Raw genomic sequence first — 24,379 nt, 5'->3', positions numbered from 1 at the left:
GGGCGTCTTGCTCTTGCGCCTCTTTGAACAAACTCCGGCGGAGCATTTATGACCGACACCCTGATCGCTGAAATCGAAAACGCTTGGGAAAACCGCGCTGATGTGACCCCTGAAAGCGAGGTGCGCGGAGCAGTGGAGACAGCGCTTGGCATGCTCGACAGCGGCGAAGCGCGCGTGGCTGAGCCCGATGGTGCGGGCGGCTGGCGCGTCAATCAGTGGCTGAAGAAAGCGGTGCTGCTGTCATTCCGCCTGAACGATAACGTTGTGATGGATGGCGGCTCTGCCGGTGCGCCTGCCTATGACAAAGTGCCCAGCAAGTTTGATGGCTGGGATGAGGCACGCTTTGCCGAAGCGGGCATCCGCGTTGTTCCGGGCGCAATTGCGCGCCGTGCCTCTTACATCGCGCCGGGCTGCGTTCTGATGCCGAGCTTTGTCAACATTGGCGCATATGTGGGCGAAGGCACGATGGTTGATACATGGGGCTCAATCGGATCATGCGCTCAGATTGGCAAGAATTGCCATATCTCGGCGGGCACAGGCATTGGAGGCGTGCTCGAACCGATGCAGGCAAACCCAACCATTATTGGCGACAATTGCTTCATTGGCGCTCGCTCAGAGATTGTTGAAGGGGTGATTGTCGGAGAAGGCTGCGTGGTTGCGATGGGCGTCTTCATCACTCAATCAACCAAGATTGTATACCGCGATACGGGCAAGATCATCAAAGGGCATATCCCGCCTTACTCAGTCGTCGTTCCAGGCACTCTGCCCGATCCCAATGGAGGGCCGTCACTTGCATGCGCAGTCATTGTCAAAACAGTGGATGCTCAGACACGCTCAAAGACGGGGATCAACGAACTGCTGAGAGACTAAGTGGTCAAATTCTCTTGGAACAATCGGCTGGGCCCTCCGTTCAATTCAGTGGACACACAAAATAATGGAGGGTTTCATGGCAGACCAAAACGAAGAAATTCATATCGAAGATGATGACGCACGCGCAGGCCACACAACAGGGCATATGCGGTACGTGCTTGGCATCGGCCTATTCATTGCGATTGTAGCGATGAGCGCAATCTGGATCGTGCCTGCACTCTACGGCTAATCACGCGATTTTTGGAACCGTTTCATAGGCTTGCTCATTGATGTTTTACCTTCAAGAAGGAGACATTGATGAGCAATTCCAATAGCTTCCAAACCAACCAGTATGTCGAATGGAATTGGGGCAACGGCAAAGGGCGTGGCCAAATTACGGAGCGTTTCGAACGTGAAGTCACACGCACTCTTCAGGGCACCGAAGTTACAAAACAAGGCGACAGCGACAACCCCGCCTATCTGATTAAGCAAGAAGATGGTGATGAGGTGCTAAAGCGCGGCTCAGAACTTGAGGCGCACGATTAAACCATGCCCAAGGCGAAGAGCAGAGCACAACAAAAGTCAGCCGGTGCAGCTTTGGATGCCAAGCGCGGCGTTTCCAGCAAGTCCGATCTGCAGGGCGCTTCCATCGACATGTATGAAAGCATGACCGAAACTGAACTCGAAGAAATGGCGTCTACGTCGCGAGAGAATCTTCCGCAAACTGCCAATCGGAATTGAAGCAGTTTACTGTTGCTCGGGCAAAAGCGTCTCAATCGGCGCTTGCGATGAAACGCTGGCCGAATAGCGCTCCGCTTGACGCAGCACGCGCAGCGCATTGCGGCTCGCGATAAGTTCCATTTCAACTTGCGAATAGCCGCGGCGCGAGAGTTCAGCGAATAGCTGCGGGTACCCACTCGTGTCTTCAAAACCGATGGGACCTGTTGGCATCCCGTCAAAATCAGCGCCAATACCGATGTATTCAACGCCAATCATATCGCGAATATGGTCAATATGATCAGCCATATGGCTGATCATTGTTGCTGGTTCGGGATTGGCAGCGTCCCATTCGGCCATAGCTGCTTCGAGTACACTGGGTTGCCCTTGAAACAGCGATCCAATGCGCGCTTCCTCAGCTTCGCGTTCGGCATACCATTCGCGCCGCTCATTGTTGAGGAAGCCGGGCAGCGCCACAACCATCACAATCCCGCCATTTTGGGGCAAACGAGCAAGTACGCTGTCGGGCACATTGCGTGCATGGCCGTTGATCGCGCGCACGCCCGAATGGCTGAAGATGACAGGGGCACGCGCGACATCAAGCGCGTCCATCATAGCATCTTCGCTCACATGGCTAAGATCGACCAACATGCCGATCCGGTTCATTTCGCGGATCACGTCTTTGCCGAAATCAGTGAGGCCGCCATGCTCGGGCGTATCTGTCGCGCTGTCCGCCCAAGGCGTGTTGCGGCTATGCGTGATCGTCATATAGCGCGCGCCCAGATCATACATCTGACGCAGCACAGCCAAGCTGGAGCCGATCGAATGGCCCCCTTCCATGCCCAATAGCGATGCGACGCGGCCATCGGCAATCGCCTCCTCCACTTCATCAGCGGTTTCGGCATAGCGAAGGCTTTCAGGATAGCGATCTATCAGCCGCTTCATGACGTCGATCTGTTCCATCGTCATCTGCACTGCCTCGGGCTCTGACAGGCTGACCGGCACATAGACGGACCAATATTGCGCTCCCACCTTGCCTTGCGCGAGGCGCGCAATATCAGTGTGCATGACACGGCCCTGCGGATGCGTTGCTCCGGTGCCGGTCGTATCCGCAAAATCAAAATCATTGATCTGATTGTCAAACCGCGCGCGCAATTGAATGGGCACGTCATTGTGACCATCGAATACTGGCGCAAGCTCAAGCGCAGCCAACGCCGCTTCGAGCGCAGGGTCGACCGGTGGTGCTTCGGCGACTGTCTCTGAGGATGACGCTTCAGTTCCTTCATCCTGAGCGCTCAGCGGAGCTGCGATGCTACAAGCCAAAACGGCGAGCGAGGCGGTGAATGAGGCGGCGAATTGTTGCATGCTATGGTATTCTCCCGATAGGGCGCGCAAATATGAGCAGCGAGTGAGGCCTATGAATAGCGCGGATCAGATCATCGAACAATTGGGCCTGTCCCCGCATCCCGAAGGAGGCTGGTACAGAGAAACTTGGCGTGTTGAAGAGGATGGCTCAGGCCGCGCAAAGGGCACGGCTATCATCTTCCTATTGAAGTCCGGTGAGAGCTCTCATTGGCACAAGGTCGATGCTGACGAAATGTGGATTTGGCAGGGCGGCGACCGCTTGGAGCTCGACATTGCGATAAGAGATGATGGCCCTATTACCACGCACACACTCGGCGACGATGTAACGGCGGGCGAAATGCTTCAGGGTTTGGTGCCGAAATCTGCTTGGCAGGCGGCTCGAACCAGTGAGCAAGGTGATGCAGGCTATTCGCTCGTGTCCTGCATTGTGGTGCCTGGATTTGAATTTGCAGGCTTTGAAATGGCACCGCCCGGATGGTCCCCTGGCAGGGGCGCGACGGCGTGATCCGCTCAATACTCCGTGTAGTTCTCGCCGTATTTTATGCCTTTGCAGGTATAATGCATCTGATTGCACCCGATCCTTTTGTGTCGATCACTCCAGCTTTTGTACCCTTTGCAAGGGAAGTCGTGATTGCGACGGGCATTGCGGAGATCCTAGGCGCAGTTGCACTTGTTCAGCCTTGGATTTCCAAGCTCCGGCAAGCGGCTGGGATCGCACTTGCGCTGTATGCGCTGTGCGTGTGGCCAGCGAACATCAATCATTTCGCGATGGATATGGCCCGCGCCGATGGCGGGCTTGGCCTTGCCTATCACATTCCGCGTATGATCGCGCAGCCGCTGATCATTTGGTGGGCGCTTTGGGTAGGCGAAGCCTCACTGCGACGCCAAGCAGGCAAATAGACCACACAGCAAAAGGCCGACGGCGCGGTGCTAAACGCATCGCGTACCGTCGGCCCTAATTCCCGGACCTCAATAGGCCCGGCAGCAAATCTTTAGCTGATGTGCTTAGAGATTTTGCCAGTCATTTTCATCATGTTGATTTCATCATTGCCGATGACCGCGCCAAGCTTAGCATCAGGAACGATGGTGCGCTTGTCAGATGCTTTCTGAAGGTCGTTAGACTTGATGTAAGCCCAGACCTTTGAAGTCACTTCCGTGCGCGGCATAGGACCTTTGCCAACAATCGCCTCAAGTTCAGGCGAGAGGTTCATCGGTTTTTGCAGTGCGTTTGCCATGGTTAGTCTCCCTTGTGGTTATGGCAGTCATTCAAAATCGTCGTCATCCCACGCCTCATCATCGGCGTCGGTGCCGGTGAAAGGAGCGTAGAGTACAGCGCAACCGGTCACAAAACCCTTGATCGCGGCGACCACGTCCTCGGGTTTGGCACCTGGCATCAAAGTCAGCGGCAGGTCGGTTGCAAATATCTGGAACACATAGTGGCGCGTCTCACCCTCTGGTGGGTCAGGCAGCAGCCATTCGGAATTGCCTTTCGCGTTCTTGCCCGCGCGCGGCGGAACTTCGCCTTCGAGCAATTTGCCGCGCTGCCCAGCCAAACCCCATACCGCCCAATGACAAGCAGGGCTCGCAGAATGGTCTGTCGCGTCTTCGACAATCACAATCAGTTCTTGAGAACCCGAAGGGGGCGCAGTCCACTCTAGTGGAGGCGCAACCGCATCTTCTTCTTTTGCGGTAAAGCAAGGATCGAGTTCTTCACCCGCGTCAAAAGCGGGACTGGTGAGCGCAAATCCGCCCTTGCCAAAGGTCTTCGCCTCACCAAGGCTTGCAATCGCAAGTCCGGGATGACGAGCCTCTGCAGGCAATTTCGCCGCAACCCAATCAGGCAGATCAGTCATGATTCTGTCTTTCCATGTCCTTCTAGCTAGTCCGATAAGGGGGGCAAAACGAGGCGTAGAAGCCCGTTTTCCCTCGGCAACTGGGGAAAACCTGCAAAAAAACGAGCAAATTCAGTCTCGCGTTCACTTTCTGGCCAGTGGACAAGCCGCATAAGCTTGCCTGCAGGGGGTGTTAGCGGCATGCTCCACCCACCGAAAAGGGGTCAATTGTTGTACAAACCTGCCCGGAGTCGCTTCCAAACCATGAAATTTTCAGCTCTGTACGCCCCACGTGTCGCTCTTGGCGCGACGCTAGCCCTTTCGCTTGCTGCTTGCGGTGGTGGCGGATCAAACAGCAATACGGGTGGAGGAACGACCTCGACCGCCAATACATGTTCGATTTCCAACCAAATCCAGTTCGCCGATGATGTGCTGAATGAATGGTATCTGTTCCCCAATCTGCTCGACAACACCGTCAATGCCGCGAACTTTTCCAATGTTCAGTCGTTTCTAGACGCACGCGTTGCCCCGGCGCGGGCGCAATCACGCGACAAAGGATTTACGTTCGCAACCTCGATTGCTGAAGAAAACGCACTGATCAATTCTGGGTCGAGCGCGGGGTTTGGCATCCGCCTCTCCTATGATCAGGTGAACAACCGCGTGTTCCTGCTTGAAGCCTTTGAGGCCGCGCCCGGCTTCGCCGCTGGCATGGACCGCGGGACCGAGTTGCTAGCAATCGGCACATCAAGCGCGGATCTGCAATCAGTCAACGCGCTCATGGCATCGGGTGGCCCCCAAGCTGTGGTCAATGCGCTCGGCCCCTCCGATCCAGGCGTGACCCGCGTTATTCGTTTTCGCCAGTTGGGCGGAGCGACAATCGAACAGAGCATTACCAAGACGGAATTCACGCTCGACCCAGTCTCCGACCGTTATGGAGCATTGATCCTCAATGATAACGGCAAGAATGTCGGCTATCTCAATTTCCGCACATTCTTCCCCAGCAATGCGGGCGGGCAATTGCGTGAAGCATTTCAGCTGTTCAACGCCAATGGCGTGGACGAGTTGATCATAGATTTCCGCTACAACGGCGGCGGGTTGGTCGATCTTGCTGACACATTTGGCGACCTGCTTGGTGAAGGCCGCGTGGGTCAGGTTTGGAGCGAGACGATCCTGCGCGCCTCCAAATCCTCTGAGAACTCAACCGAGTTGTTTGAAAATGAAGTCCAAGCGCTGCAGGCGAGCAAGGTGGCCTTCATCACCACACGCAGCAGTGCCTCTGCCAGCGAGCTCGTCATCAATTCGATGATTCCCTATCTCGCATCAGACAGCATCGCTATCGTCGGCAGCAATACCAGTGGTAAGCCTGTGGGCCAATTCGGTTTTGACTTTGATGCATGCGACCTGCGTATCCGCGCCGTGACGTTTCAAACGGTCAATGCTGACGGTGGAGGAGATTACTTCACAGGTCTTGCTGGCATTATTCCGAACAGCTGCCAGGCCAATGATGATATCTTCACCCCACTGGGTGATCCAAATGAGGCATCAATCTCGACGGCCCTGGGCTTTCTGCGCGGTGATAGCTGCACCGCAATCAGCAAGAGCAATGATGGGTCTCTGGCCCAGCGACAAAGCACCTACGAGATGCTGCAACCCGAACAGCCCAACGCTGCCCAGTTTGAAATCCCCGGCCTTTATTGACCATTGATTTGCGGGCTAATTGGCGGCGCGGTTGCTCGACAAAAGAGCGATCGCCGCCGCCAAGACCTTTTGCGCGCAAACGGGCTTTTTCAAAATGGGGACAGCAAAGCGCTGCATAACCTCATCATTGCTGGCGTCATTGCCAGAATGAAAGACAAATGGCACCGATTGCTGGCGCAGCCGCGATGCAACGGGCGCGCATGTGTGCCCACCAGCCAGCGAAACATCTAGAACAGCAGTTTCAATCGAAGAATGGCGTTTAAGGAGGTCCAGTGCTTCCGCGCTCGACCGCGCTGAGACAAAATCATAGCCTAGTTTTCGGGCTGTCAGCTCAAGATCCAACATGATCAACGGCTCGTCTTCGAGAAGCAAGATCTGCGGACGCATCGCCAACAAGTGTTCTTGTGAGGTACTGAAATCGCTACTCACATTTCCTGCTTTCCCGCCGGATCAAAACCTTTCCCTATCGGGGGCGAGAAGCGATAGGCGGTTGGTGCTTCGTCGTCTCTTCAACGGGCAAACCGTCCGCTCGTTCCAAAGATAGTAGGCCGGCTCAAAGCGATGAGCCTTCTCGATGGCTATGGACAAATCCAAGTCAGGGTGCCTCATCACCCACAAACGGCTCATCGCTAGTGTAGCCACATCCTAGAAGAGTGCGTTCACCAATCGCAATTGTTGCAGTGTAAGGATAGGTGCGGTCACTCATCGCATCGCTGCATTCGCCTGGTGTCAAAGCGATCTGCACCGCCTCACCTGCCAGTTCACCGCTAAAACCGATACCATTGTTGCCTGCAAAACGAGTTGCGGCAAAAATTGAACCGTCCAAGTCTTCTGGCGAGGAATAGCGCGCCTGATATCCGCCCTGTACCGGTTCGATATCGATGCTCCAGAACGGCTCTGTGCCTAAAGTTGTGATACTGGCAGTCTCAGCGATGCCATCAAAGGGTTCTGAATCGCGGGTGATCTCACCAGGCGATTGCGAACAGGCGGTTAGCAGAAGAGCAGCAAAGCAGGCGGCAGAATGGCTAACGAGTTTGCGCATGTTTTCTCCTTAGGGGACGCGCAAGTGCTAGAGACTGCTCGCCTAAATGCAAAGGGCGAACCCGGCAATCGCCGAGGCCCGCCCTTGCTATGCATTCAAGACCCGAAGGCCAAAATTCTTATTGCGGCATGAGCACCGTATCGATCACGTGCACGATGCCGTTTGATGCCTCGACATCAGCCGCCGTTACAGTCGACTTTCCACCAGCGGCGTCGGTCAACACGACTGCACCATCGACGACGTTTGCAGTAAGCGTGCCGCCAGCAACCGTCGTGACCGTGTAGCCAGCATCGCCAGCTTCTTCGATCGCACCGATCAAAGTGCCTGCATCAACTGCTCCTTCGACCACATGGTAGGTCAGGATCGCGCCGAGCGTTTCGGTGTCGTTCGTGGTCAGCTCAGTCAGCACAGCTTCGTCAATCTTACCAAACGCATCATTGGTTGGAGCGAACACGGTGAATGGACCCTCGCCTGAGAGCGTTTCGCCGAGGCCAGCAGCGGTCACAGCTGCGACCAGCGTGGAAAAGCTTTCATCACCTGCAGCAATGTCGACGATGGTACCAGGTGCTTCAGCCTCGGCGGCCACCGCGCCATCATCGGCCATCATTGAGTCTTCGGTCTCTGCACTCTCCGCGCAGGCAGCCAGAGCCAGAGCGAGCGTCGATGCCAGTGCAATCTTCGGCATAGTGTTCAGTGTCATCATGGGGGTTCTCTTTCATATTCGCTGGGATCAAGGGAAGCCGACCAGACGGCCAAGCCAGCCCTATTTACATATACGCAACGCCGCGCGGGTTGGATTACAAAGTTTGTTACCCTCTCCCAAGAATTCGCGGAACGCACCGCGTGTCTTGCGTGTTTAGATCGCATGCAATTCCAACCGACCAGAGAAGCCGGGCTTGAACGCCTCAATGAGTTTTTGCCGCACGCCGGCCGAGCCTACGCGAACAACCGCAATTATGATGATGGGCCGAGCGCAGGTCAGGGCAAGAATGGCATGCGCAGCAATGTCTCGCAGCTGTCCCCGTGGCTGCATGCGGGTCTACTGAGTGAGCGTGAGGTGGTCGAGGCTGTGCTTGGATCGCACAGCGCATCAGCCGCCGAAAAATTCATCGCAGAAGTTTTCTGGCGCGTCTATTTCAAGGGATATCTCGAACAGCGCCCCACAATTTGGAGCGACTACACCGCAGCTCGCGACACGGCATTTACCTGCCTCGAAAGCAACGCTGGGCTGCGCACTGCTTACAACCAGGCCGTTGAAGGTGAGACAGGTATTTTAGCCTTTGACCATTGGGCGCGCGAGCTGACCGAAACGGGATATCTGCACAATCACGCACGAATGTGGTTTGCGAGCATTTGGATATTCACGCTCAAACTCGATTGGCAGCTGGGTGCGGATCTCTTCTTGCGCCATCTGATTGACGCAGATGCCGCGTCAAACACGCTTTCTTGGCGTTGGGTTTGCGGGCTGCATACCAAGGGCAAGACCTATCTGGCACGAGCGAGCAATATCGCACGATACACCGCCAATCAGCCAGGTGGTGCACTCGCGGCGAAAGGATTGGCCGACGACGCTCCTGCGCTTGAGGAGAGGATTGAGCATGGCAGGCAACAACTCAAACTGCCTGAGCCAGGCCAAGAAAGCTCGGACGGCGCACCCTATGCGTTGATCCTACATGATGAGGGTGCAACCCACACTCCGCTCAATCTATCGCATCCGCCAGCCCTGATTATTGGCGCTGCACGTCCACAATCGCGGTCCGGCCAAGAAGTCGGTGGTGAGGCCTTAGAATTCGCCCAGCAAGCCGTCTTCAATGGCGCAGTGAGCGCAGCCGCTCACTTTGATTGCCCACACACCACGTGGAACGAGGGCGAAAGTCTTTCTGCCATCCTCGCAGACAACAATTTGCAACGCATCATTTTGCCCTATTTGCCCCAAGGATGGACTCGTGACGCGCTAATGCCGGAACTGTCACCATTTGCCGGCGACGGACAAATGGTCGAAGTCCTCGACGAATTAAACCGCGCAACATGGCCGCATGCCAAAGCCGGATTTTTCGGCGTCAAGAAAAAGATCGAACCCATCTTGCGGGAGCTCAGCATCACCGGCTCTGCCAATTCTGATGACGCGCAGGTCGATCAATTGGTTATGCCGTTCTCATCCAATACCGCCTGATCGATAGCGTCTAATCGCCGGTTCGAAAGGATTTGGGGGCATGGCTGGCGGATTAGCATTGGCTTTGAGTGGAGGAGGCGCAAGAGGCGCGTTCCAGGTTGGCGTCATTGACGAATTGATCCGCGTGCGCGGAGTGGAATTTGAAACTGCTGCAGGCACTTCGACAGGCGCCATCCAAGCCGCCGCCGTCGCGCAAGATGATGTCAGCAAGTTGGTTGACTTCTGGAACGCGATAACCAGCAATTCGTCCATCTATCGACACCGAGGCGGGGAGTTATGGGCTCTGCTGACCGGCAAGGAATCGCTCTACAACCCAGCGCCATTGCGCGACCTTTTCGGTGAGATGTACGATGATGCGAAGATTGCGGCGTCGGGCAAAAACCTGCGTCTGGCGATCGTCAATCTTGCAACTGGCGATCTGCGAATGGTGGCTGAGAATGCGAGCAATATCGCTGAGTGGGTTTACGCAAGCTCAGCGCAACCACCGTTCTTTCCGCCATTCGAAACGGTAGATGCGTCGGGCAAAGCCGAGCATTGGGTCGATGGCGGCGTGCGCGACATTGTGCCACTGGCCGCCGCGCTTGAGCTTCGCCCACGCGCAGTGTTGGCGGTGCGAGCGGAAGCTCCTTTACCGCCATCCAAGGAAGACTTCAGCAACCTGATTGAGATCGGCCTGCAATCCGTCGAACTGCTCATGAGCGAGGTTGCAAACAGCGATTTACAGAACGTTGAGCTCATGACCGATATGTTGAAAGCGGCAAGCGATCAGCGCCGCGAGCTTGCCGCTCTTGGTCTCGATGCTGGACAGATTGAGCAGGCGTTGCGCCCGCTAACCGAAAGCATCAATCGCCACAACTTTGCGCCCACAATGGTGCTGCAACCGCCGACTGAGCTCTATGATCGGCTTGAGTTTGAGCCTGCTCTCATCGCCCAGAATATCGAACGTGGCCGTCAGACCGTGCGTGATCAATGGGATGAGATTGCCGCATTTCTGGGGGTGCCCGCATGAGCCACGCCGCAACCGGACAGCAGCTCGTGTCAGGCCTATTCCTTTGCCCCAGCTCTGGCGAAGGGTTCGCCAGGAGCGATCTTGCGGACCATCGTCACTCGGCATCTGTCAGCTCCCTGGGCATCATTGACCAGCAAGTCGACCTCGAGCCCGTCGCAGATGCGCCCTACACCGGTTTGGTCGAGCGCGATGCTGCGGGCAAAGCGCAAGGCCGGGCAGCGACGCATCAACTGGAACTCGAATGTGTCCGCAGCTCCCACATCGATCAAGACCTTGTCGTCGACCCGGCGTCCGTCTTCGTCTTCGACATTGCGGAAACCGTTGACCTGACGGGCGAAGAAGCACTGCCTTCCACCTTGCTGCCGAGCGGTAAGCTCGCTGGTGGACTGTTCGGCAGGAGCCGCTTGGACGATCCCCTCGCCGCTTAAGCCGCTGCCTTCCAAGCCGCGCGCTTCGGCTCTGCTTTCAACCACGCCGCATGCGCTGACCAAGGGCACAAGCGCCAATGCTGCCAGCGCGGTTAAAGGTTTGAGACCGGGGCTTTGCGAGAGGGGTGAGTTAAGCATGCATCACATCCTCACCCTCACCACCTGAACCTCGCATTACCCAGCCTCTTTACCTGCTCAAAGCACCCAATCACAGCACCTTGTCAGGGCGGGCGTCGTGCTTGTGCTTCTCGATCTTGCCGAACACGCGCTCTAGCCGTTGAACCATGGTGGTGGCCGCTTTGCGCGCGGCTGCATCGACCTTCGCGCCGTGCTCTGTCACGCCAATCGGTTTGCCACCGCGCGGGCGCGCTTCGATGGTGCAAACCTTGTCGTCATGTCCATGCTTATGACCGTTTTCATCTGAAACATGCACTTCGAGCCGGGTGAGCCGTTCCTCAAAGCGAGCGAACTTCTCGCGCATCATCTCCTCAATCCGCTCTGCCACATTCTCGGTGCCCATGACCGTGTGATCGGAGTTGAACTGGAACTGCATGACGCGTTTCTCCTTTTCGCTGTTTTGATACCATCAATGTGGGATCGAATTGCGGCGAGCGCAAGGCATCAGCGCATCTAGGGAGCAGTCCGTAGGCGTGTTTTTGGCCCCGTTCATCTCCAACAGCCCAGTTTGAGCGTTTACAGACACTTAAGCGAGACATGGACCGCATGTTACACGGTCCTAGAGTAAAAAAGTGCCCCTGCCCGCAGACGCCATGAAACGGCCCGCAAAGCCTGTGGTCGGATAGGGTATGGGGAGCTGCAAACATGGCCCCGATTTAGCTAATTTTGCCAGCTGTAGGAAAGCGCGAAAGCAGCTGCGTTCGCTTACTCGGCCTAACCCTCTTGAAGGGCAGCTTCTGCCTCAGCAGCGCGGCGCTCTGCCCGGATCGCGTCAGCTTTGTCGCGCGCGATTACGGTCTTGCGGGCTTGATCTGCCAGTTTGCGCCAGCTTTCCTCTGCGCGCAATTCGCGTTCGCGGACATTGTCCAGCCCCGCCTCTTTCGCGCGTTCCGCCGCTTCATCTGCGCGGGCGGTGTAAAATTCGTATGTCTGGGCCATATGCGCCCTTTCCTCATAGAGTGTTGCGATCAATCCTTGTCAGCAAAAGGGGGCACGAGACACGCTTCGCGCCCGCGCCCCATTTTACAAATTGATCAGTCAGCAGCCGAGAGGTTTACGGCGCTTTCCTTGCCATTACGGCCGGTTTCAACTTCAAAGTTCAAACGCTGGTCCTTATCAAGGCCCTGCATGCCGGCTGCTTGAACAGCGGTGATGTGAACGAAGCTGTCAGGTGAGCCATCGTCAGGCTGAATGAAGCCGTAGCCTTTGTCATTGTTGAAGAATTTAACGGTGCCAGTCTTTGACATAAGTGTTCCTTTCAAGAACGTTTTGCCCCGCGCAGCAGCATGCCGCGTGGGTAGTGCGTCTAATCGTTCAGGGAGAAAGGAAGTCGTCGTCCGGTTTACGCCGGGGGTCCGAAGAACCAAGCGGCGGTCGTCAAATTTCGAAGTCCGTCGCAAATTCCGACGTCAGCAAAGCATCGTCTAGCAGACTATTGCGCAAACGCCTAATTATTGTTCGCAAAGGTCTTTTTTGGCAGATGCTGGCGGCGCGTATATAGTGCCTTTAAACACTCACTATTGCGCAAAAAGGCGTTCACTTTCCATGACCACAACCACCCGCCGCTCCGCCCTGTTTGCAGCGCCGCTCCTCTTGGCGCTGGGCGTTGGCGTAAGCGGCTGTGCCAGCCTGATTGGCGGCTCTCCCGGTCCCGTCGGCAATGTCGCCGTGCCAGAGCCTGCGAAGCCCGTCGCGCTCGAGGCGTATCTTGGCACTTGGTACGAGTACGGACGCTACGAAGCCCCCTTTCAGCGCGGCTGCGAAGGCGTCACGGCAGAATATTCGCTGCGAGAGACCTCTGGCGAGGCGAACATCCAAGTCGTCAATTCCTGCTACAAAGGCTCGCTTGATGAAGAATTCGACCAGTCCACGGGCCGCGCCAAAGTGGTCGAAGGGTCAAACGGCGCCAAGCTGCGCGTGAGCTTTTTCGGGCCTTTCTTTGGCGACTACTGGATCCTCGACCGCTCGCTGCTCAACACACAAGGGACCTATGACTGGTCCATCGTCGGCGAGCCATCGGGGCGCTATCTCTGGATGCTAACCCGCGAAGCAAAGCCCGATGCGCAGTTGCGCGCAGAACTGGAGCGCCGCGTGCGCGAACTGGGCTATGACTGGGAGCTGGTGCGGATTACTGAGCAGCCTTCTGAATGACCGCCACCGTCACGATCCTGATCGACGCGGATGCCTGCCCGGTCAAAGAGGAAATCTACCGCGTCGCCAGCCGATTTAAGGCCGAAGTGCGCGTGGTCAGCAACTCCCCTTTTCGCATCCCAGACAGCCCTCGGGTCAAGCGCGTGGTGGTCGATGATGGCTTTGACGCAGCGGACGATTGGATTGCGGAGAACGCAGGACCCCGAAGCGTGGTGATCACCGCCGATATCCTGCTGGCGGAGCGGTGCCTGAAAGCAGGCGCCCGCGTGCTCAAGCACAATGGCGAAGAGTTCAGCGCCGCGAGCATCGGAGGCGCCATCGCAACCCGCGCGATAATGGAAGACCTGCGCGCAGGCATGGACGGAATTGGTGGAGGCCCGCCGCCTTTCAGCAAAGCGGACCGGTCACGGTTTTTGCAAAGCTTGGACCGGGTGCTGGTGGCTATGGGGTGACGGAACTAGTTTTTAAGTGTTGGCAACCGGGGTTCCGCCAAATCCCATATCAATCATCGTCTGTGTCTTCACGGTTCATTCGCTCAAGGTACTCTTCAATTGGCTCCTGTCGATGCCGAAACATCATATTCGGTCTGCCATCGCTTGTATCAATTAGAGCTTCGTAGACCGCCTCTCTCATTGGGTCATTCAGTGCCCGAAAATCTGCCCAGTCATTCTGGATTTTTTGATAGAGGCGTTCTGAACCGCGAAATAGGTAAAAAGTCCTATCTTCTTTGACAAAAACCGTATCAGGCCGCCTCGTTGCTCGAGTATAAAACTGAAACAAAATTTCCACGACCCCCGCGCTCTCGAGGATATTCTCCCAACTAGACTCACTTAGGATAATCTCTCTGCGGTCGTCCAATTTCAGGCCAGTAAGAAAATCGAACAGCATTCTAAATCTAAGCACGCCCGATGCGGTTTGTTTGAGCTGATCACTGCCGATCGACGCCAACACGACAGCTTTCAAATCCTCGATCTGATTCGAGAAAGCATTGAATTCTCGTGATGTCTTTTCGTCGGATCTGCTTTCACCTAAAAATCTTTGGAAAAGGTGTGCCCACTGAGATCGCAGAGACTTTCGTATATCCTCTATATTAGAAAACTCAAAGATAGAGTTATTAATGCTCCGCTTCCGAAGAAAATTGATGAACTCGAAAATATAGATCGCCGAGTCAGGCTTACTGATAGATGGAAATTCAGCTTCCTCTATGACTTGTTTCTTCTTCTTGTTTTTTTCGTAAAATAGGTGATCGCGATGAACTCCAGATTCCACGAAAGTATAAACTGGGATCCCGTTTTCGATTGCCTTAAGAACTTCAAGCTGTGTGATCGACAATTTGTCTTTGAACTCAGACAATTTAGACGCACTCCAATCATCCGAGAGCTTGTCAAAGTTCACAAGTTCCGTCGCTGATGGAAGTGCCTCGCCACCTAACCTAGAACCTATGATCAGGACCAGAATGTCGGCAGTAACTATCTCACGAACGCAGCTATCATGAGTGTGTTTTCTTGGATCGAAAAGAATGTCCGAAAACTCGCTCATTATTGGCTCGTAACCAACTGAGTCGATAAAGGGTCTCAACTCGGCTCTGACGGTTCCAAGATCATAGCAAGTAGACGAAATAAAAACTCTAGGTCGTGCCATCAAAGCGCCTCAAAAAAATCCAATTTTTTAGAATTGGTCACTCCTCAGGCAAATACAACTCCTGCCCCTTCTCCTTATAGACGCGGCTCATCTCCTCCATGCCCTTCTCCGCGTCCTCAACCGGCGCGGTTGCGGCTAGGAAGCTGTCGGGGTCTGAGTTTTGCTTTGCGGCGAAGTCGCGGACTTCTTGACTGATCTTCATTGAACAGAATTTTGGTCCGCACATGGAGCAGAAGTGGGCCGTCTTGGCGCCCTCTGCTGGCAGCGTCTGGTCGTGATATTGCTCGGCGGTTTCGGGGTCGAGCGACAGGTTGAACTGGTCCCTCCAGCGGAACTCAAACCGCGCCTTTGACAGGGCATCGTCGCGAACCTTTGCAGCCGGGTGGCCCTTGGCAAGGTCGGCGGCGTGCGCGGCGAGCTTATAGGTCACAACGCCCACTTTCACATCGTCGCGGTCAGGCAGGCCGAGATGCTCTTTAGGCGTCACGTAGCAGAGCATCGCGGTGCCGTACCAACCGATTTGCGCCGCTCCAATGCCGCTGGTGATGTGGTCGTAACCCGGCGCAATATCGGTGACGAGCGGCCCAAGCGTATAGAATGGCGCTTCGCCGCAAGCCTCCAGCTGCTTTTCCATATTTTCCTTGATCTTGTGCATGGGCACGTGGCCCGGCCCCTCGATCATGACCTGCACGTCTTGCGCCCAAGCGCGCTTGGTGAGCTCACCAAGGGTGTAGAGCTCGGCAAACTGCGCTTCGTCATTGGCGTCGGCGATGGAGCCGGGGCGCAGGCCGTCGCCCAGCGAATAGGCGATGTCATAGGCGGCGCAGATCTCGGAGATTTCGTCGAAATGCTCGTAGAGGAAGCTTTCCTTGTGATGCGCGAGGCACCATTTCGCCATGATCGACCCGCCGCGAGAGACGATGCCGGTGACGCGCTTGGCGGCCATGGGGACGAAGGGCAGGCGCACGCCAGCGTGGATGGTGAAGTAGTCGACGCCTTGCTCGGCCTGCTCGATCAGAGTGTCGCGGAAGATGTCCCAGGTGAGGTCTTCGGCAACACCGCCGACTTTCTCAAGCGCTTGGTAAATCGGCACGGTGCCAACCGGAACGGCAGAGTTGCGGATGATCCATTCGCGCGTGTCGTGGATGTTGCGGCCCGTGGAAAGGTCCATGATCGTATCCGCCCCCCAGCGCGTCGCCCAGACCATCTTGTCCACTTCGGTTGCGACGTCAGAGGCGACGGCAGAATTGCCGATATTGGCGTTGATCTTGACGAGGAAATTGCGCCCAATTGCCATGGGCTCAGTTTCTGGGTGGTTGATGTTGTTGGGAATGATCGCGCGGCCACGGGCGACCTCGGATCGGACGAACTCAGGGGTGATCACATCGGGGATCTCCGCACCCCAGCTCTCCCCATCGCGCACAAAGTCTGCGGCGAGTTCGCGGCCCAAATTCTCACGCTCGGCGACATATTCCATCTCAGGTGTGATGATGCCTTTGCGCGCATAGTGAATTTGCGTGACGTTGTGCCCGGCTTTGGCGCGTAAGGGGCGCTTCACCACGTTCGGGAATTGCGGGACGCCGCCTGAACGGTCTGGCCCGAGCTGGCCGTTATCCTCTGGCTTTACCTCGCGGCCATCATAGGCTTCCACATCGCCGCGCGATGCGATCCAGTCGGAGCGTAGCCCTGCAAGGCCAGCATTGATGTCAATCGCGGCTTCTGGGTCGGTATAGGGGCCGGATGTGTCGTAGACGCGGACCGAAGGCTCATCGCCCTCAAGGTCAATCTCACGCATGGCAACCCGCACGCCGGAACCGGTGCGCGCGCCAACATAGACCTTGCGGCTGCCGCGAATAGGGCCCGTGGTTACGCCAATTTCTACAGGTGTGTTGATGTCGGCCATTGCGCTCGTTCTCCAGTAAACGGAAAGCGCGGGGTGCCCATTTCAGACCAGCCCACTCCCTCCGCCGATGTTAGTCGGTTCAGGTTCAACGGGTCGGTGGACTTTAACCACCCTCTCAGCCTCATGGCTCCCCGGGGATGGCATGGGGTTTAGAGCTATGGCATGGGATAGTCCAGCTAATCCGCAGGAGAGAAATGTGCCGTTCAAAATGACAGAAATGGTGGGGTGTGAATTCCCGTTGTTTGCCTTTTCGCATTGCCGCGATGTGGTGGCTGCCGCCAGCCGTGCGGGCGGGTTCGGCGTGCTGGGCGCGGTTAGCTACACACCGGAACAGTTGGAGCATGAACTCAACTGGATTGACGATCATGTGGAGGGCAAACCCTACGGCGTCGATGTGCTCATCCCTGAAATTCAGGCGGTCGATAGTTCGGTAAGCGCTGATGAGATTATCGCCGCCATCCCATCAGAATATCGCGACTTCACGCGCGACCTTTTGCGCGAATGCGGAATGGATGAAGCGCTCGCTGCACCGCTTGGCGGATCGCAGGCGCCCAACACATCGTTGGGTCAGGAATTGCTGGAGGTGAGCTTCAACCATCCCGTGCGACTAATCGCCAATGCGCTTGGCACCGCTCCTCCCGCCATGATCGAGGCGGGCAAGAAACACGGCATTCCGGTCGCGGCGCTCGTGGGCGCAAAGGAACACGCGCTCAAACAGGTTGAGGCAGGCGTCGATGTGATCGTTGCACAAGGCGGCGAAGGCGGCGGACATTGCGGCGATGTCTCCACCATCGTGCTGGTGCCCGAAGTGATCCGGGCGATTGAAGAAAGCGGCGCGGACATTCCCGTGTTGGCCGCTGGCGGGATTATGACGGGCAAGCAAATGGCGGGCATGATGGCGATGGGCGCCGCGGGCGCATGGTGCGGTAGCGTCTGGCTCGCTTCACCTGAGGCCGAAACCACAGAAGTCTTCCGCGACAAGATGATCGCAGCAGGATCGCGCGATACGATCCGGTCTAAGCACCGCACCGGCAAATATTCGCGCCAGTTGAAGAGCGAATGGCATGAACGCTGGGAAGCAGCGGGTATGCCTGCCCTGCCGATGCCGCTGATGAGCTTGCTTGCAGAACCCGTGCTGCGCGCGCTCGACAGCGCGGCGATTGCAGGCAACCCTAAGGCGCAGGCTCTATCGAGCTATTGGGTCGGACAAGGCCTAGGCCTCGTTCAAGATTCGCGCGGCGTCGGAACAATTGTGCAAGACTTCAAATCCGACTTCGCCGCCGGATTTGAAGGTCTCGCCGCAAGCTTGGATTAGTCGTCCGATTTCAGACCAAACTGGCTGCCTGGAAGTAGCGGCGCTGACCACTCATACGGTCCGGCATGATCAACGCGGGATTGCGTGACGTTGCAGCATTGGCAACTGCATGGGAGCAGCGAATCGGTTCGCGATTGACACATGGAAAGCCCCATGTGGGGCCCAAGAATTCTTGTCAAAAATGGGCGTCGATTGAATCGAACAGGCTTTGCATTTGGCGCAACCCATTGGATTGACGTTACGGAATCATGGCGTGGCGAGCTGTGAAAACTGGCGCTATGACGTCATCCATTCGAGGCCTGACAAGACTCCCAATTCAGTTGATACTGTGTTACTTTACCTTCGGTAAGCAGATCGATTAAGTCGATCTGTTAGCTGACGAAAACAATCTCGCCCGTGGCGGTATTGGTACACCAGAAGCCAAAGCCGTCATGCGAAGCGACAGCAGGCCCGGCAACATGAATGCGAGAGGCCAAGCGTGGAAACAGACCACGCATACTTGTTGGCATATGCACACTGCTTTTTTGCAAAGAGCCACAAGTTCAGGGGCAAATTCGGATTGATCCGAAACCCGTCATCGCCATTGGCAGAGACCGGGTCAGACGCTTCGCAACAGAAGCCTATCGAAATGTGAATTGCAAAAGCCAAAAGGCTTTGAAGGACGTCGCACGTGTTGGAGGCGCGTGCGTGAATAGGAGAGGCAAAAGTGGAAGTTTTGTTCGCTACCCTTCAGCAATTTGCGTCGCTAATCGCAGCATTGGCAGCGGTGGCAGGCGCTTGGTTGCTTTGGATATTCGCTCCAGCGCGTAGCAAAGCGCGCGCCATCCGTGCTGCCCAGCCCGTCCTAAGATTCATCAAGAACTTCCTGACAGGTCTGAAATTGCTGTTCAGAGCAGCTCTGACTTTGCTTGCCATTATGGCCGCCACACTGGTCTTGGCGACAATGAGCGCGGCGCATAAGAACGGTTATGGGCACGGTTACCCCGTCGATCTGGGCTGTAAATTTGGTTGGTTCGAAGGTGCGCCTTGCACCGATCTGCATCCCGAACCGGTCTATATTGCTGAGCCCGAAGACGAGCCAGACGCCTTGCCCGTACCAAGCATTAATCGCCGTGCGATAGAGCCTGAACCGGAGAAAAAGAAGTCCGGCACAGCTCCATCTCTGGCGAAGGTGCCACCTGTCATTCTGCCAATCCCTTGCCCGGTCCCGCCAGGAGGCAAGATCAAAGAATTTCCATTGGAGGCACCGTCTGCGGTCGACACTTCGCCCGAGGCATTCGGGCTTGAGACACAGGCCGACGACGCGCCCCTGGAAGGCCCAATCAACCTGCTTCCCGACGCTATAGAAGCACCCGACGTCTAACGAGTGCTGTCACAGGGCATCACGGTCTGCTTGGCAATCAATCCTCGTTCGCGACGCCAAACAGGCAGAGCGCCAGCAGGATAGTCGCGACCACGCCGGACGCGCCGGATGGCATCAGACCGCCGCCAGTGACGGATGCGCTCAGCCCCAGAGCCATGACCACAATGTTGCTGGCAAAAGCGACCACGCCGACAAAAGCGGTCAATCCGCCCAGCGCTTTGCTACCAGAATTGAGCTTTGCCATGCCGAATACAATTGCGGCAAGGCCAAGCAGCGCCTTTGCGCCATTGTAGATGAAAAACGAAAAGGCGACGACCGATCCAGCCATGGGCGCAGCGCTTTCCACCGCTTCTGCCGCCTCACGAAAGGGGCCGAACATCACAAGGCCAATGCCGACTTGAATGAAGTTCAAAATGGCGCTGACGAAAATTGCTGACCAGCCGAGCGTGAATTGCTTTGCTTTGACAAAGGCGACGCCCGCCACCGCAGAAAGAGCGATGAACAAGATCGCCTCGATCCGCCAGAGGAACAACCGCGATACATCAGGGGCTCCAACATAAAGCGCGGTGTAGGCTGCCTGAGTGACAGCAATCGTGATCAACAAAATGGCGGTGTATTTGACCGCGCGCGACACTGCGAGTTCCATGATAGTCATCCCCTAACTTTGATAAGTCGTTGGTGGCTATTCGCAGGGCTGTCAATTCTGGTTACTGAGATGCGGATTCAGTCCGACAAACGGGAGCCCAATTGACTCAGCTCTATCGCCTCGATGCTAGCGCCGCTGAAATCGCGCGCCGCTTTGGCGCTGTGCAGGGCGAGGACCCTTGGGCAGGTGGGTACGTCGCTCCATTGAAGTTTGCACCGATAATCACCGCTGGGCGCGAATTTGTGGCAGGGCCGCGTCCCACTGGCGCAAACCTGCAACCGCGTATGACGCCGCGTCTGTGGGGTGTCGCCCCACCGCCGTCAGACGATGATCCCACGCGCCGCATCACGCATCTGCGCAACCTGCAAAGCCCGTTCTGGATTGGCAATTTGCGCAATAGCGAGTTCCGCTGCCTGATCCCCGCCACGCAAGTCATGCTGTGGGGGAGCGAGACCGATTATGAAGGGCGGCGATTGAAGCACTGGTTCGCTCCCGAAGACGAAGTGCCCTTTGCCATGGCAGGCGTTTGGAAGGACGAAGAAGTGCCCAGCTTTGCGCTGCTTACGTTGGATCCGGTGGGCGAGCCCAAGGCGCACGGCTGCTCTGCAATGCCGCTGGTCCTGCCGGACACGCAAGAGGCGCGGGAGACATGGCTCAATGGTGGCTGGGATGCAGCGCAGCGATTGGTGAGTACGCGCGCCTGTGCGCCCTTGCTGGAAATCACCCCTATTCGCTGACCGGTATCGGCGCTGTCTCGCCCACGTCAGAGAAGTATGGGCGATCGCCCTCTTTCAGAGAGGCAGGCACTCGCACGGGCACATGCATCGCAACCGCGCTGTCTGCGTTGAGCGTTTGATCGAGCAGCGCGTCCAAAGCGTCCTCCTGATAAAACCAGAACGGCACCATCGCCAGGCCGCTGCGGCGTGCGGCCAGCAATTCCTTGTGAGGCTCAAAATGCTCAATCGCCGGATCGGCATCACCCATATGGATGATTGTTGGATAGGTCAGCCCGCCGCCATTGCGCGAATAGCTTACTCGGTAAGTAATATTGTGCACGTCTGCATGCCGATCGGGCCAGCCATTATGTGGCGATAGGAATGCATCAACCAGCAGAAAACCCTCGGTCATCCTACTTCCGTAGGATTGCTGCATACTGCCAATCTCAGGCGTGAGGGAGAGCGAGGCGGTGCGCGTGTAGAAACGGATATCCCAGCCGCCCTCTTCAACCATCGCTTCGACCGCCTGCGCCGGCGCGAAAAGTTGCAATTGAGGCTGCGCCGCCATCATCCGGTTGAGATTGTGAGCAGAAAAGTGATCGCCATGCGCGTGGCTTACGAAGACTGCGCTGACCCCATCATAGGGTGGCGCGCCCGTCACAATCGCTTCGATCAGCTCCGGCGTCATTTCCTCAAACGCGCCATAGTGATCGTCATAGAGCGGGTCGAATAGCACTTTCATAGGCTCACCCTCACCGCTGCCCAAATGCGCGATAACACCTGCATTTAAGATCGCCGTTGCTTCTCCAGCGGGAGCCAATGGATCAGGCTCACTATCGGGCGTTATCACCAAGCCACAGGAGGTAAGAACAACGAGCGCTAGCAGCGTTAAAGGCAAGCGAAACGGCATGAGGCAACCTTTCAAACGGAGAGTTCACGCGCACGCTACGCCGCGCTGACAGATCGTGTCCAGCACGCATGCAATGGACCGATCGGACGAAGCGACCGCCGCGTTAGTCAGTGAGACAATGCCGATCACCCCGGCGCGCAACATTGAAACCGCGCTCAACGACTTCGCGGCTTTCAGCGCTTTCTGGATCACGAATGGGGTTGGTGTGGTTGTAGTGAATGAAGTGGACTTTGACCCGCTCGCTTGCCGGCAGGTTTTGCAACAGATCCATCGTTTCGGTGACGCGAGGATGCGGGATTTCGCTCATATCCCTACCAGGGAGTTCATTGTCGTCCCAGAAGGTCGCGTCGATGAAGATGAAATCGGCCTTGCTCACAAGGTTTGAGAGCCCAAATTCTGAACCGCGAGCCTCAAGCTCTTCCCAGCTATCGATGTCTGGCAAGTACATGACGACGAAGCGGTCGGGGTCGAGGATTGCCCAAGCCACCGTCTCTGAATATTCGTCGCGATGTGGGACCGGCAAAGCGGCTGCTCCCAATTTTTCAGAGATCCGAATGATAGCGGGGCGCTGTTCAGCGGGCATATCAGGACTGAGTAGACCCCTCGCAATCTCAGGCGTTTCGATATTAATATTACCAAGCTCCACCAACTGGCTCCACGGGCCATTGGTGCGCAAAAAATCCGCCATGCGCGGCATTGCATAGACAGGCAAATTTCTCGCGCCCGCCGCCTCTCGCCCGAAATAGGCAAGGCCAAGATAGTGCCCGATATGGGCATGGGTAAGGAAGACGCCGTCAACGCCCAGCCCTTGCTGTGCTGGCTCAATCGCATCCAGCATGGCGAGCTGCTCGGTAATGGCGGGGGTTGCGTCGAGGACGTATCGCTTGCCCTCTTCACGGTCGATCAGGCCGAGCGAGGATGGCAGCAAGCGCGGCCCATCATCGTCAGCGTTCCCAATCTGCGGCGCGCCTGCATCCTGGCCCGCGCCAAGCACGACCAGCTCAACCACGCACGCAGGTTCTTGCGCGATAGCGGGCGAGCCAAGCAAAAGGCCCGCTGCACACGCACTCGCAAAAGGCTTTGCCTTCACTCGATCACCCGGCCGCGAACCATTACGAAGCCCACTTCTTCCAGCACCGTCACATCCTCCAGCGGATTGCCATCCACCGCGATGATATCGGCGGAATAGCCCGGCGCGATGCGGCCGATTGTATCGCCCATTCCGAGTATATCAGCAGCGACCGTGGTGGCGCTGGCAAGCGCTTCGCGGTTCGACATGCCGCCGCGCACCAGCAAAGCGAACTCGCCCGCATTCTCGCCATGAGGAAACACGCCTGCATCGGTGCCAAAGGCGATGCGCACATTGTTGGCCCGCGCGCGTTCAACAATCGTTCCGGCAACTTCGGCGACTGCGCGGATCTTCTCCTCAACTACAGGGGTATAGAAGCCTTTGCCAAGGTTCTGCCGGATGCCTTCAAACGCCATCAGCGTGGGCACAAGCGTCGTGCCGCTTTCATTCATCGCCCGCGCTGCTGCATCGTCAATGTAAGTGCCATGCTCAATAGTATGCACGCCAGCCCGAGCCGCCGCTTCGATACCGCGCGCGCCGTGGGCATGGGCAGCAACTCTCAGGCCAAGCGATTCTGCCGTGTCGACAATCGCGCTCATCTCTTCATCAGTGAAATGCGCCTCTAGGCCCCGCCCCTGCTGTGAGAGGACGCCGCCTGTTGCGGTGATCTTGATGAGGTCTGCGCCATATTGCGAGGCAAGGCGCACCTTGGCCGCGCATTCGGTCGCGCCAGTACAAGTAAACCCGCTGTCGAGCACATCATTCACATGCTCGGTAAAGCCAGACACATCGCCGTGCCCACCAATGATCGAGATCGTGCGCGCGCTGGTGATGATGCGTGGACCGGCTACAATCCCTTCGGCGGTTGCTTGGCGCAGGGATTGCGTGACCTGATCCGTGCGCGAGCCCAGATCGCGCACCGTGGTAAAGCCAGCAAGCGCAGTGATCCGCGCATTCTTCGCACCGATCAGTGTGTAGTATTCCGGCGGCGTGGTCGCCCCGCGCCAGAACTCACCCGACGGGTCGCCAGACAGATGCGTGTGCAGGTCAATCAAACCGGGAAGTACGGTTTTGTCGGAGAGGTCAATGATCTGTGACGCCTCAGCTTCCATCGTTTCCCGCGTAGCTGCGTCAATGCTCAGGACATTTGTGACCACACCGTCTGTAACGACAATCGTCATTGGCCCAGTTGGCTCGCTATTGGCGTCAGCCACTATGCTGCCCGCATGGACGAGCGTGATGTCTTGAGCCATCGCGGGCGCTGCGACCAGCGCAGCCAATCCAGCGATCACACCAACGGCTTGCCTTAAAATTCTCATCATAATCTCTCCGAAAACCCCTTGGGCATGTGATGCTCTCAGCGCATCAAGATGGC

30 protein-coding genes and 1 riboswitch are annotated in these 24,379 nt (G+C 56.8%); of the genes, 14 read left to right on the top strand and 16 right to left on the bottom strand.

From position 1 onward, the window contains the following. Positions 1–48: 48 nt before the first annotated feature. The 4 genes from dapD (at position 49) to AC0V6N_RS01150 (ending at position 1,590) form a co-directional block, all read left to right on the top strand. A complete protein-coding gene (gene dapD, locus AC0V6N_RS01165) occupies positions 49–870 on the top strand; it encodes a 2,3,4,5-tetrahydropyridine-2,6-dicarboxylate N-succinyltransferase (RefSeq protein ID WP_486169762.1) in 822 nt (273 codons plus the stop codon). Positions 871–946: 76 nt separating this feature from the next. Continuing rightward, positions 947–1,099, top strand: coding sequence for a hypothetical protein (locus tag AC0V6N_RS01160; protein WP_486169761.1), 153 nt, complete (start codon positions 947–949; stop codon positions 1,097–1,099). Between the two features lie 68 nt (positions 1,100–1,167). Further along, positions 1,168–1,395: a hypervirulence associated TUDOR domain-containing protein gene (locus AC0V6N_RS01155; protein ID WP_486169760.1), complete on the top strand. Its 228-nt coding sequence runs from the start codon at positions 1,168–1,170 to the stop codon at positions 1,393–1,395. Positions 1,396–1,398: 3 nt separating this feature from the next. Beyond that, complete coding sequence (locus AC0V6N_RS01150; protein WP_486169759.1) at positions 1,399–1,590, top strand: DUF3008 family protein; 192 nt, start codon at positions 1,399–1,401, stop codon at positions 1,588–1,590. 6 nt (positions 1,591–1,596) lie between these two features. Here the strand turns inward: AC0V6N_RS01150 and AC0V6N_RS01145 are convergent, their stop codons facing one another. Beyond that, positions 1,597–2,931, bottom strand: a complete 1,335-nt coding sequence (locus tag AC0V6N_RS01145; RefSeq protein ID WP_486169758.1) for a dipeptidase — start codon at positions 2,929–2,931, stop codon at positions 1,597–1,599. 52 nt (positions 2,932–2,983) lie between these two features. Between AC0V6N_RS01145 and AC0V6N_RS01140 the strand changes: the two genes are divergently transcribed. Both AC0V6N_RS01140 and AC0V6N_RS01135 read left to right on the top strand, forming a co-directional pair. After that, on the top strand, positions 2,984–3,436 hold the full coding sequence (locus AC0V6N_RS01140) for a cupin domain-containing protein (RefSeq protein WP_486169757.1): 453 nt from the start codon (positions 2,984–2,986) through the stop codon (positions 3,434–3,436). Continuing rightward, positions 3,433–3,831 carry a DoxX family protein gene (locus tag AC0V6N_RS01135; RefSeq protein WP_486169756.1) on the top strand — a complete coding sequence of 133 codons (399 nt, stop codon included), beginning with the start codon at positions 3,433–3,435 and terminating at the stop codon, positions 3,829–3,831. The genes AC0V6N_RS01140 and AC0V6N_RS01135 overlap by 4 nt, the downstream gene beginning before the upstream one ends. A gap of 92 nt (positions 3,832–3,923) precedes the next feature. Here AC0V6N_RS01135 and AC0V6N_RS01130 read toward each other — a convergent pair whose 3' ends face one another. Further along, positions 3,924–4,166, bottom strand: a complete 243-nt coding sequence (locus tag AC0V6N_RS01130) for an SWIB/MDM2 domain-containing protein (protein WP_486169755.1) — start codon at positions 4,164–4,166, stop codon at positions 3,924–3,926. A gap of 27 nt (positions 4,167–4,193) precedes the next feature. Then, positions 4,194–4,784, bottom strand: coding sequence for a YbhB/YbcL family Raf kinase inhibitor-like protein (locus tag AC0V6N_RS01125; RefSeq protein ID WP_486169754.1), 591 nt, complete (start codon positions 4,782–4,784; stop codon positions 4,194–4,196). Positions 4,785–5,027: 243 nt separating this feature from the next. On the opposite strand from AC0V6N_RS01125, the gene AC0V6N_RS01120 reads away from it, so the two are divergent. Next, positions 5,028–6,461, top strand: a complete 1,434-nt coding sequence (locus tag AC0V6N_RS01120; RefSeq protein ID WP_486169753.1) for a S41 family peptidase — start codon at positions 5,028–5,030, stop codon at positions 6,459–6,461. A gap of 15 nt (positions 6,462–6,476) precedes the next feature. Here the strand turns inward: AC0V6N_RS01120 and AC0V6N_RS01115 are convergent, their stop codons facing one another. The 3 genes from AC0V6N_RS01115 to AC0V6N_RS01105 all read right to left on the bottom strand — a co-directional run bounded on the left by AC0V6N_RS01115 (position 6,477) and on the right by AC0V6N_RS01105 (position 8,206). Beyond that, the gene (locus tag AC0V6N_RS01115; protein WP_486169752.1) at positions 6,477–6,848 is read right to left on the bottom strand and encodes a response regulator; all 372 of its coding nucleotides are present in this window, start codon (positions 6,846–6,848) and stop codon (positions 6,477–6,479) included. Positions 6,849–7,056: 208 nt separating this feature from the next. Then, positions 7,057–7,503 (bottom strand): COG3650 family protein, encoded by a 447-nt coding sequence (locus tag AC0V6N_RS01110; RefSeq protein ID WP_486169751.1) that lies wholly within the window; start codon positions 7,501–7,503, stop codon positions 7,057–7,059. A gap of 118 nt (positions 7,504–7,621) precedes the next feature. Further along, positions 7,622–8,206, bottom strand: a complete 585-nt coding sequence (locus AC0V6N_RS01105) for a fasciclin domain-containing protein (protein ID WP_486169750.1) — start codon at positions 8,204–8,206, stop codon at positions 7,622–7,624. A 162-nt stretch (positions 8,207–8,368) separates the two neighbouring features. Here AC0V6N_RS01105 and AC0V6N_RS01100 point away from each other — a divergent pair, with 162 nt between their 5' ends. Then, complete coding sequence (locus tag AC0V6N_RS01100) at positions 8,369–9,676, top strand: FAD-binding domain-containing protein (protein WP_486169749.1); 1,308 nt, start codon at positions 8,369–8,371, stop codon at positions 9,674–9,676. A 40-nt stretch (positions 9,677–9,716) separates the two neighbouring features. After that, positions 9,717–10,685: a patatin-like phospholipase family protein gene (locus AC0V6N_RS01095; RefSeq protein ID WP_486169748.1), complete on the top strand. Its 969-nt coding sequence runs from the start codon at positions 9,717–9,719 to the stop codon at positions 10,683–10,685. Positions 10,686–10,720: 35 nt separating this feature from the next. On the opposite strand, the gene AC0V6N_RS01090 is transcribed toward AC0V6N_RS01095, so the two are convergent. The 4 genes from AC0V6N_RS01090 to AC0V6N_RS01075 form a co-directional block, all read right to left on the bottom strand. Further along, a complete protein-coding gene (locus AC0V6N_RS01090; protein WP_486169747.1) occupies positions 10,721–11,251 on the bottom strand; it encodes a DUF6491 family protein in 531 nt (176 codons plus the stop codon). Between the two features lie 70 nt (positions 11,252–11,321). Beyond that, positions 11,322–11,666, bottom strand: a complete 345-nt coding sequence (locus AC0V6N_RS01085) for an HPF/RaiA family ribosome-associated protein (RefSeq protein WP_486169746.1) — start codon at positions 11,664–11,666, stop codon at positions 11,322–11,324. 338 nt (positions 11,667–12,004) lie between these two features. Beyond that, positions 12,005–12,229, bottom strand: a complete 225-nt coding sequence (locus tag AC0V6N_RS01080) for a hypothetical protein (protein WP_486169745.1) — start codon at positions 12,227–12,229, stop codon at positions 12,005–12,007. 95 nt (positions 12,230–12,324) lie between these two features. Beyond that, a complete protein-coding gene (locus tag AC0V6N_RS01075) occupies positions 12,325–12,537 on the bottom strand; it encodes a cold-shock protein (RefSeq protein WP_486169744.1) in 213 nt (70 codons plus the stop codon). Positions 12,538–12,835: 298 nt separating this feature from the next. Here AC0V6N_RS01075 and AC0V6N_RS01070 point away from each other — a divergent pair, with 298 nt between their 5' ends. Together AC0V6N_RS01070 and AC0V6N_RS01065 are read left to right on the top strand one after the other, a co-directional pair. Beyond that, positions 12,836–13,441, top strand: a complete 606-nt coding sequence (locus tag AC0V6N_RS01070; RefSeq protein ID WP_486169743.1) for a lipocalin family protein — start codon at positions 12,836–12,838, stop codon at positions 13,439–13,441. Further along, positions 13,438–13,893 (top strand): YaiI/YqxD family protein, encoded by a 456-nt coding sequence (locus AC0V6N_RS01065; protein WP_486169742.1) that lies wholly within the window; start codon positions 13,438–13,440, stop codon positions 13,891–13,893. The genes AC0V6N_RS01070 and AC0V6N_RS01065 overlap by 4 nt, the downstream gene beginning before the upstream one ends. A 49-nt stretch (positions 13,894–13,942) precedes the next feature. Here the strand turns inward: AC0V6N_RS01065 and AC0V6N_RS01060 are convergent, their stop codons facing one another. Both AC0V6N_RS01060 and thiC read right to left on the bottom strand, forming a co-directional pair. Further along, entirely contained in the window at positions 13,943–15,082 is a 1,140-nt protein-coding gene (locus AC0V6N_RS01060) for a DUF4062 domain-containing protein (protein ID WP_486169741.1), read from the bottom strand. A gap of 37 nt (positions 15,083–15,119) precedes the next feature. Continuing rightward, complete coding sequence (thiC, locus tag AC0V6N_RS01055) at positions 15,120–16,985, bottom strand: phosphomethylpyrimidine synthase ThiC (RefSeq protein WP_486169740.1); 1,866 nt, start codon at positions 16,983–16,985, stop codon at positions 15,120–15,122. Positions 16,986–17,024: 39 nt separating this feature from the next. Then, a riboswitch (TPP riboswitch) is annotated at positions 17,025–17,129 on the bottom strand. A gap of 52 nt (positions 17,130–17,181) precedes the next feature. Between thiC and AC0V6N_RS01050 the strand changes: the two genes are divergently transcribed. Together AC0V6N_RS01050 and AC0V6N_RS01045 are read left to right on the top strand one after the other, a co-directional pair. Then, a complete protein-coding gene (locus AC0V6N_RS01050) occupies positions 17,182–18,300 on the top strand; it encodes a nitronate monooxygenase (protein ID WP_486169739.1) in 1,119 nt (372 codons plus the stop codon). Between the two features lie 706 nt (positions 18,301–19,006). Continuing rightward, entirely contained in the window at positions 19,007–19,663 is a 657-nt protein-coding gene (locus tag AC0V6N_RS01045) for a hypothetical protein (protein WP_486169738.1), read from the top strand. Between the two features lie 37 nt (positions 19,664–19,700). Here the strand turns inward: AC0V6N_RS01045 and AC0V6N_RS01040 are convergent, their stop codons facing one another. Continuing rightward, entirely contained in the window at positions 19,701–20,309 is a 609-nt protein-coding gene (locus AC0V6N_RS01040) for a thiamine biosynthesis protein ThiC (RefSeq protein WP_486169737.1), read from the bottom strand. Between the two features lie 101 nt (positions 20,310–20,410). Between AC0V6N_RS01040 and AC0V6N_RS01035 the strand changes: the two genes are divergently transcribed. Further along, entirely contained in the window at positions 20,411–21,046 is a 636-nt protein-coding gene (locus AC0V6N_RS01035; protein WP_486169736.1) for an SOS response-associated peptidase family protein, read from the top strand. Here the strand turns inward: AC0V6N_RS01035 and AC0V6N_RS01030 are convergent. The 3 genes from AC0V6N_RS01030 to AC0V6N_RS01020 form a co-directional block, all read right to left on the bottom strand. Next, the gene (locus AC0V6N_RS01030) at positions 21,036–21,935 is read right to left on the bottom strand and encodes an MBL fold metallo-hydrolase (RefSeq protein ID WP_486169735.1); all 900 of its coding nucleotides are present in this window, start codon (positions 21,933–21,935) and stop codon (positions 21,036–21,038) included. The two genes, AC0V6N_RS01035 and AC0V6N_RS01030, sit on opposite strands and share 11 nt — an antisense overlap. 103 nt (positions 21,936–22,038) lie before the next feature. After that, complete coding sequence (locus tag AC0V6N_RS01025; RefSeq protein ID WP_486169734.1) at positions 22,039–23,025, bottom strand: MBL fold metallo-hydrolase; 987 nt, start codon at positions 23,023–23,025, stop codon at positions 22,039–22,041. Then, positions 23,022–24,323, bottom strand: coding sequence for a metal-dependent hydrolase family protein (locus AC0V6N_RS01020; RefSeq protein ID WP_486172401.1), 1,302 nt, complete (start codon positions 24,321–24,323; stop codon positions 23,022–23,024). Before AC0V6N_RS01020 ends, AC0V6N_RS01025 begins: the two co-directional genes overlap by 4 nt. Between the last annotated feature and the right edge of the window lie 56 nt (positions 24,324–24,379).

It is taken from the genome of Erythrobacter sp. S57(2025), assembly GCF_057365055.1.
The sequence above is the reverse complement of the archived record's forward strand: the minus strand, read 5'-3'. Positions and strand labels throughout refer to the sequence as shown.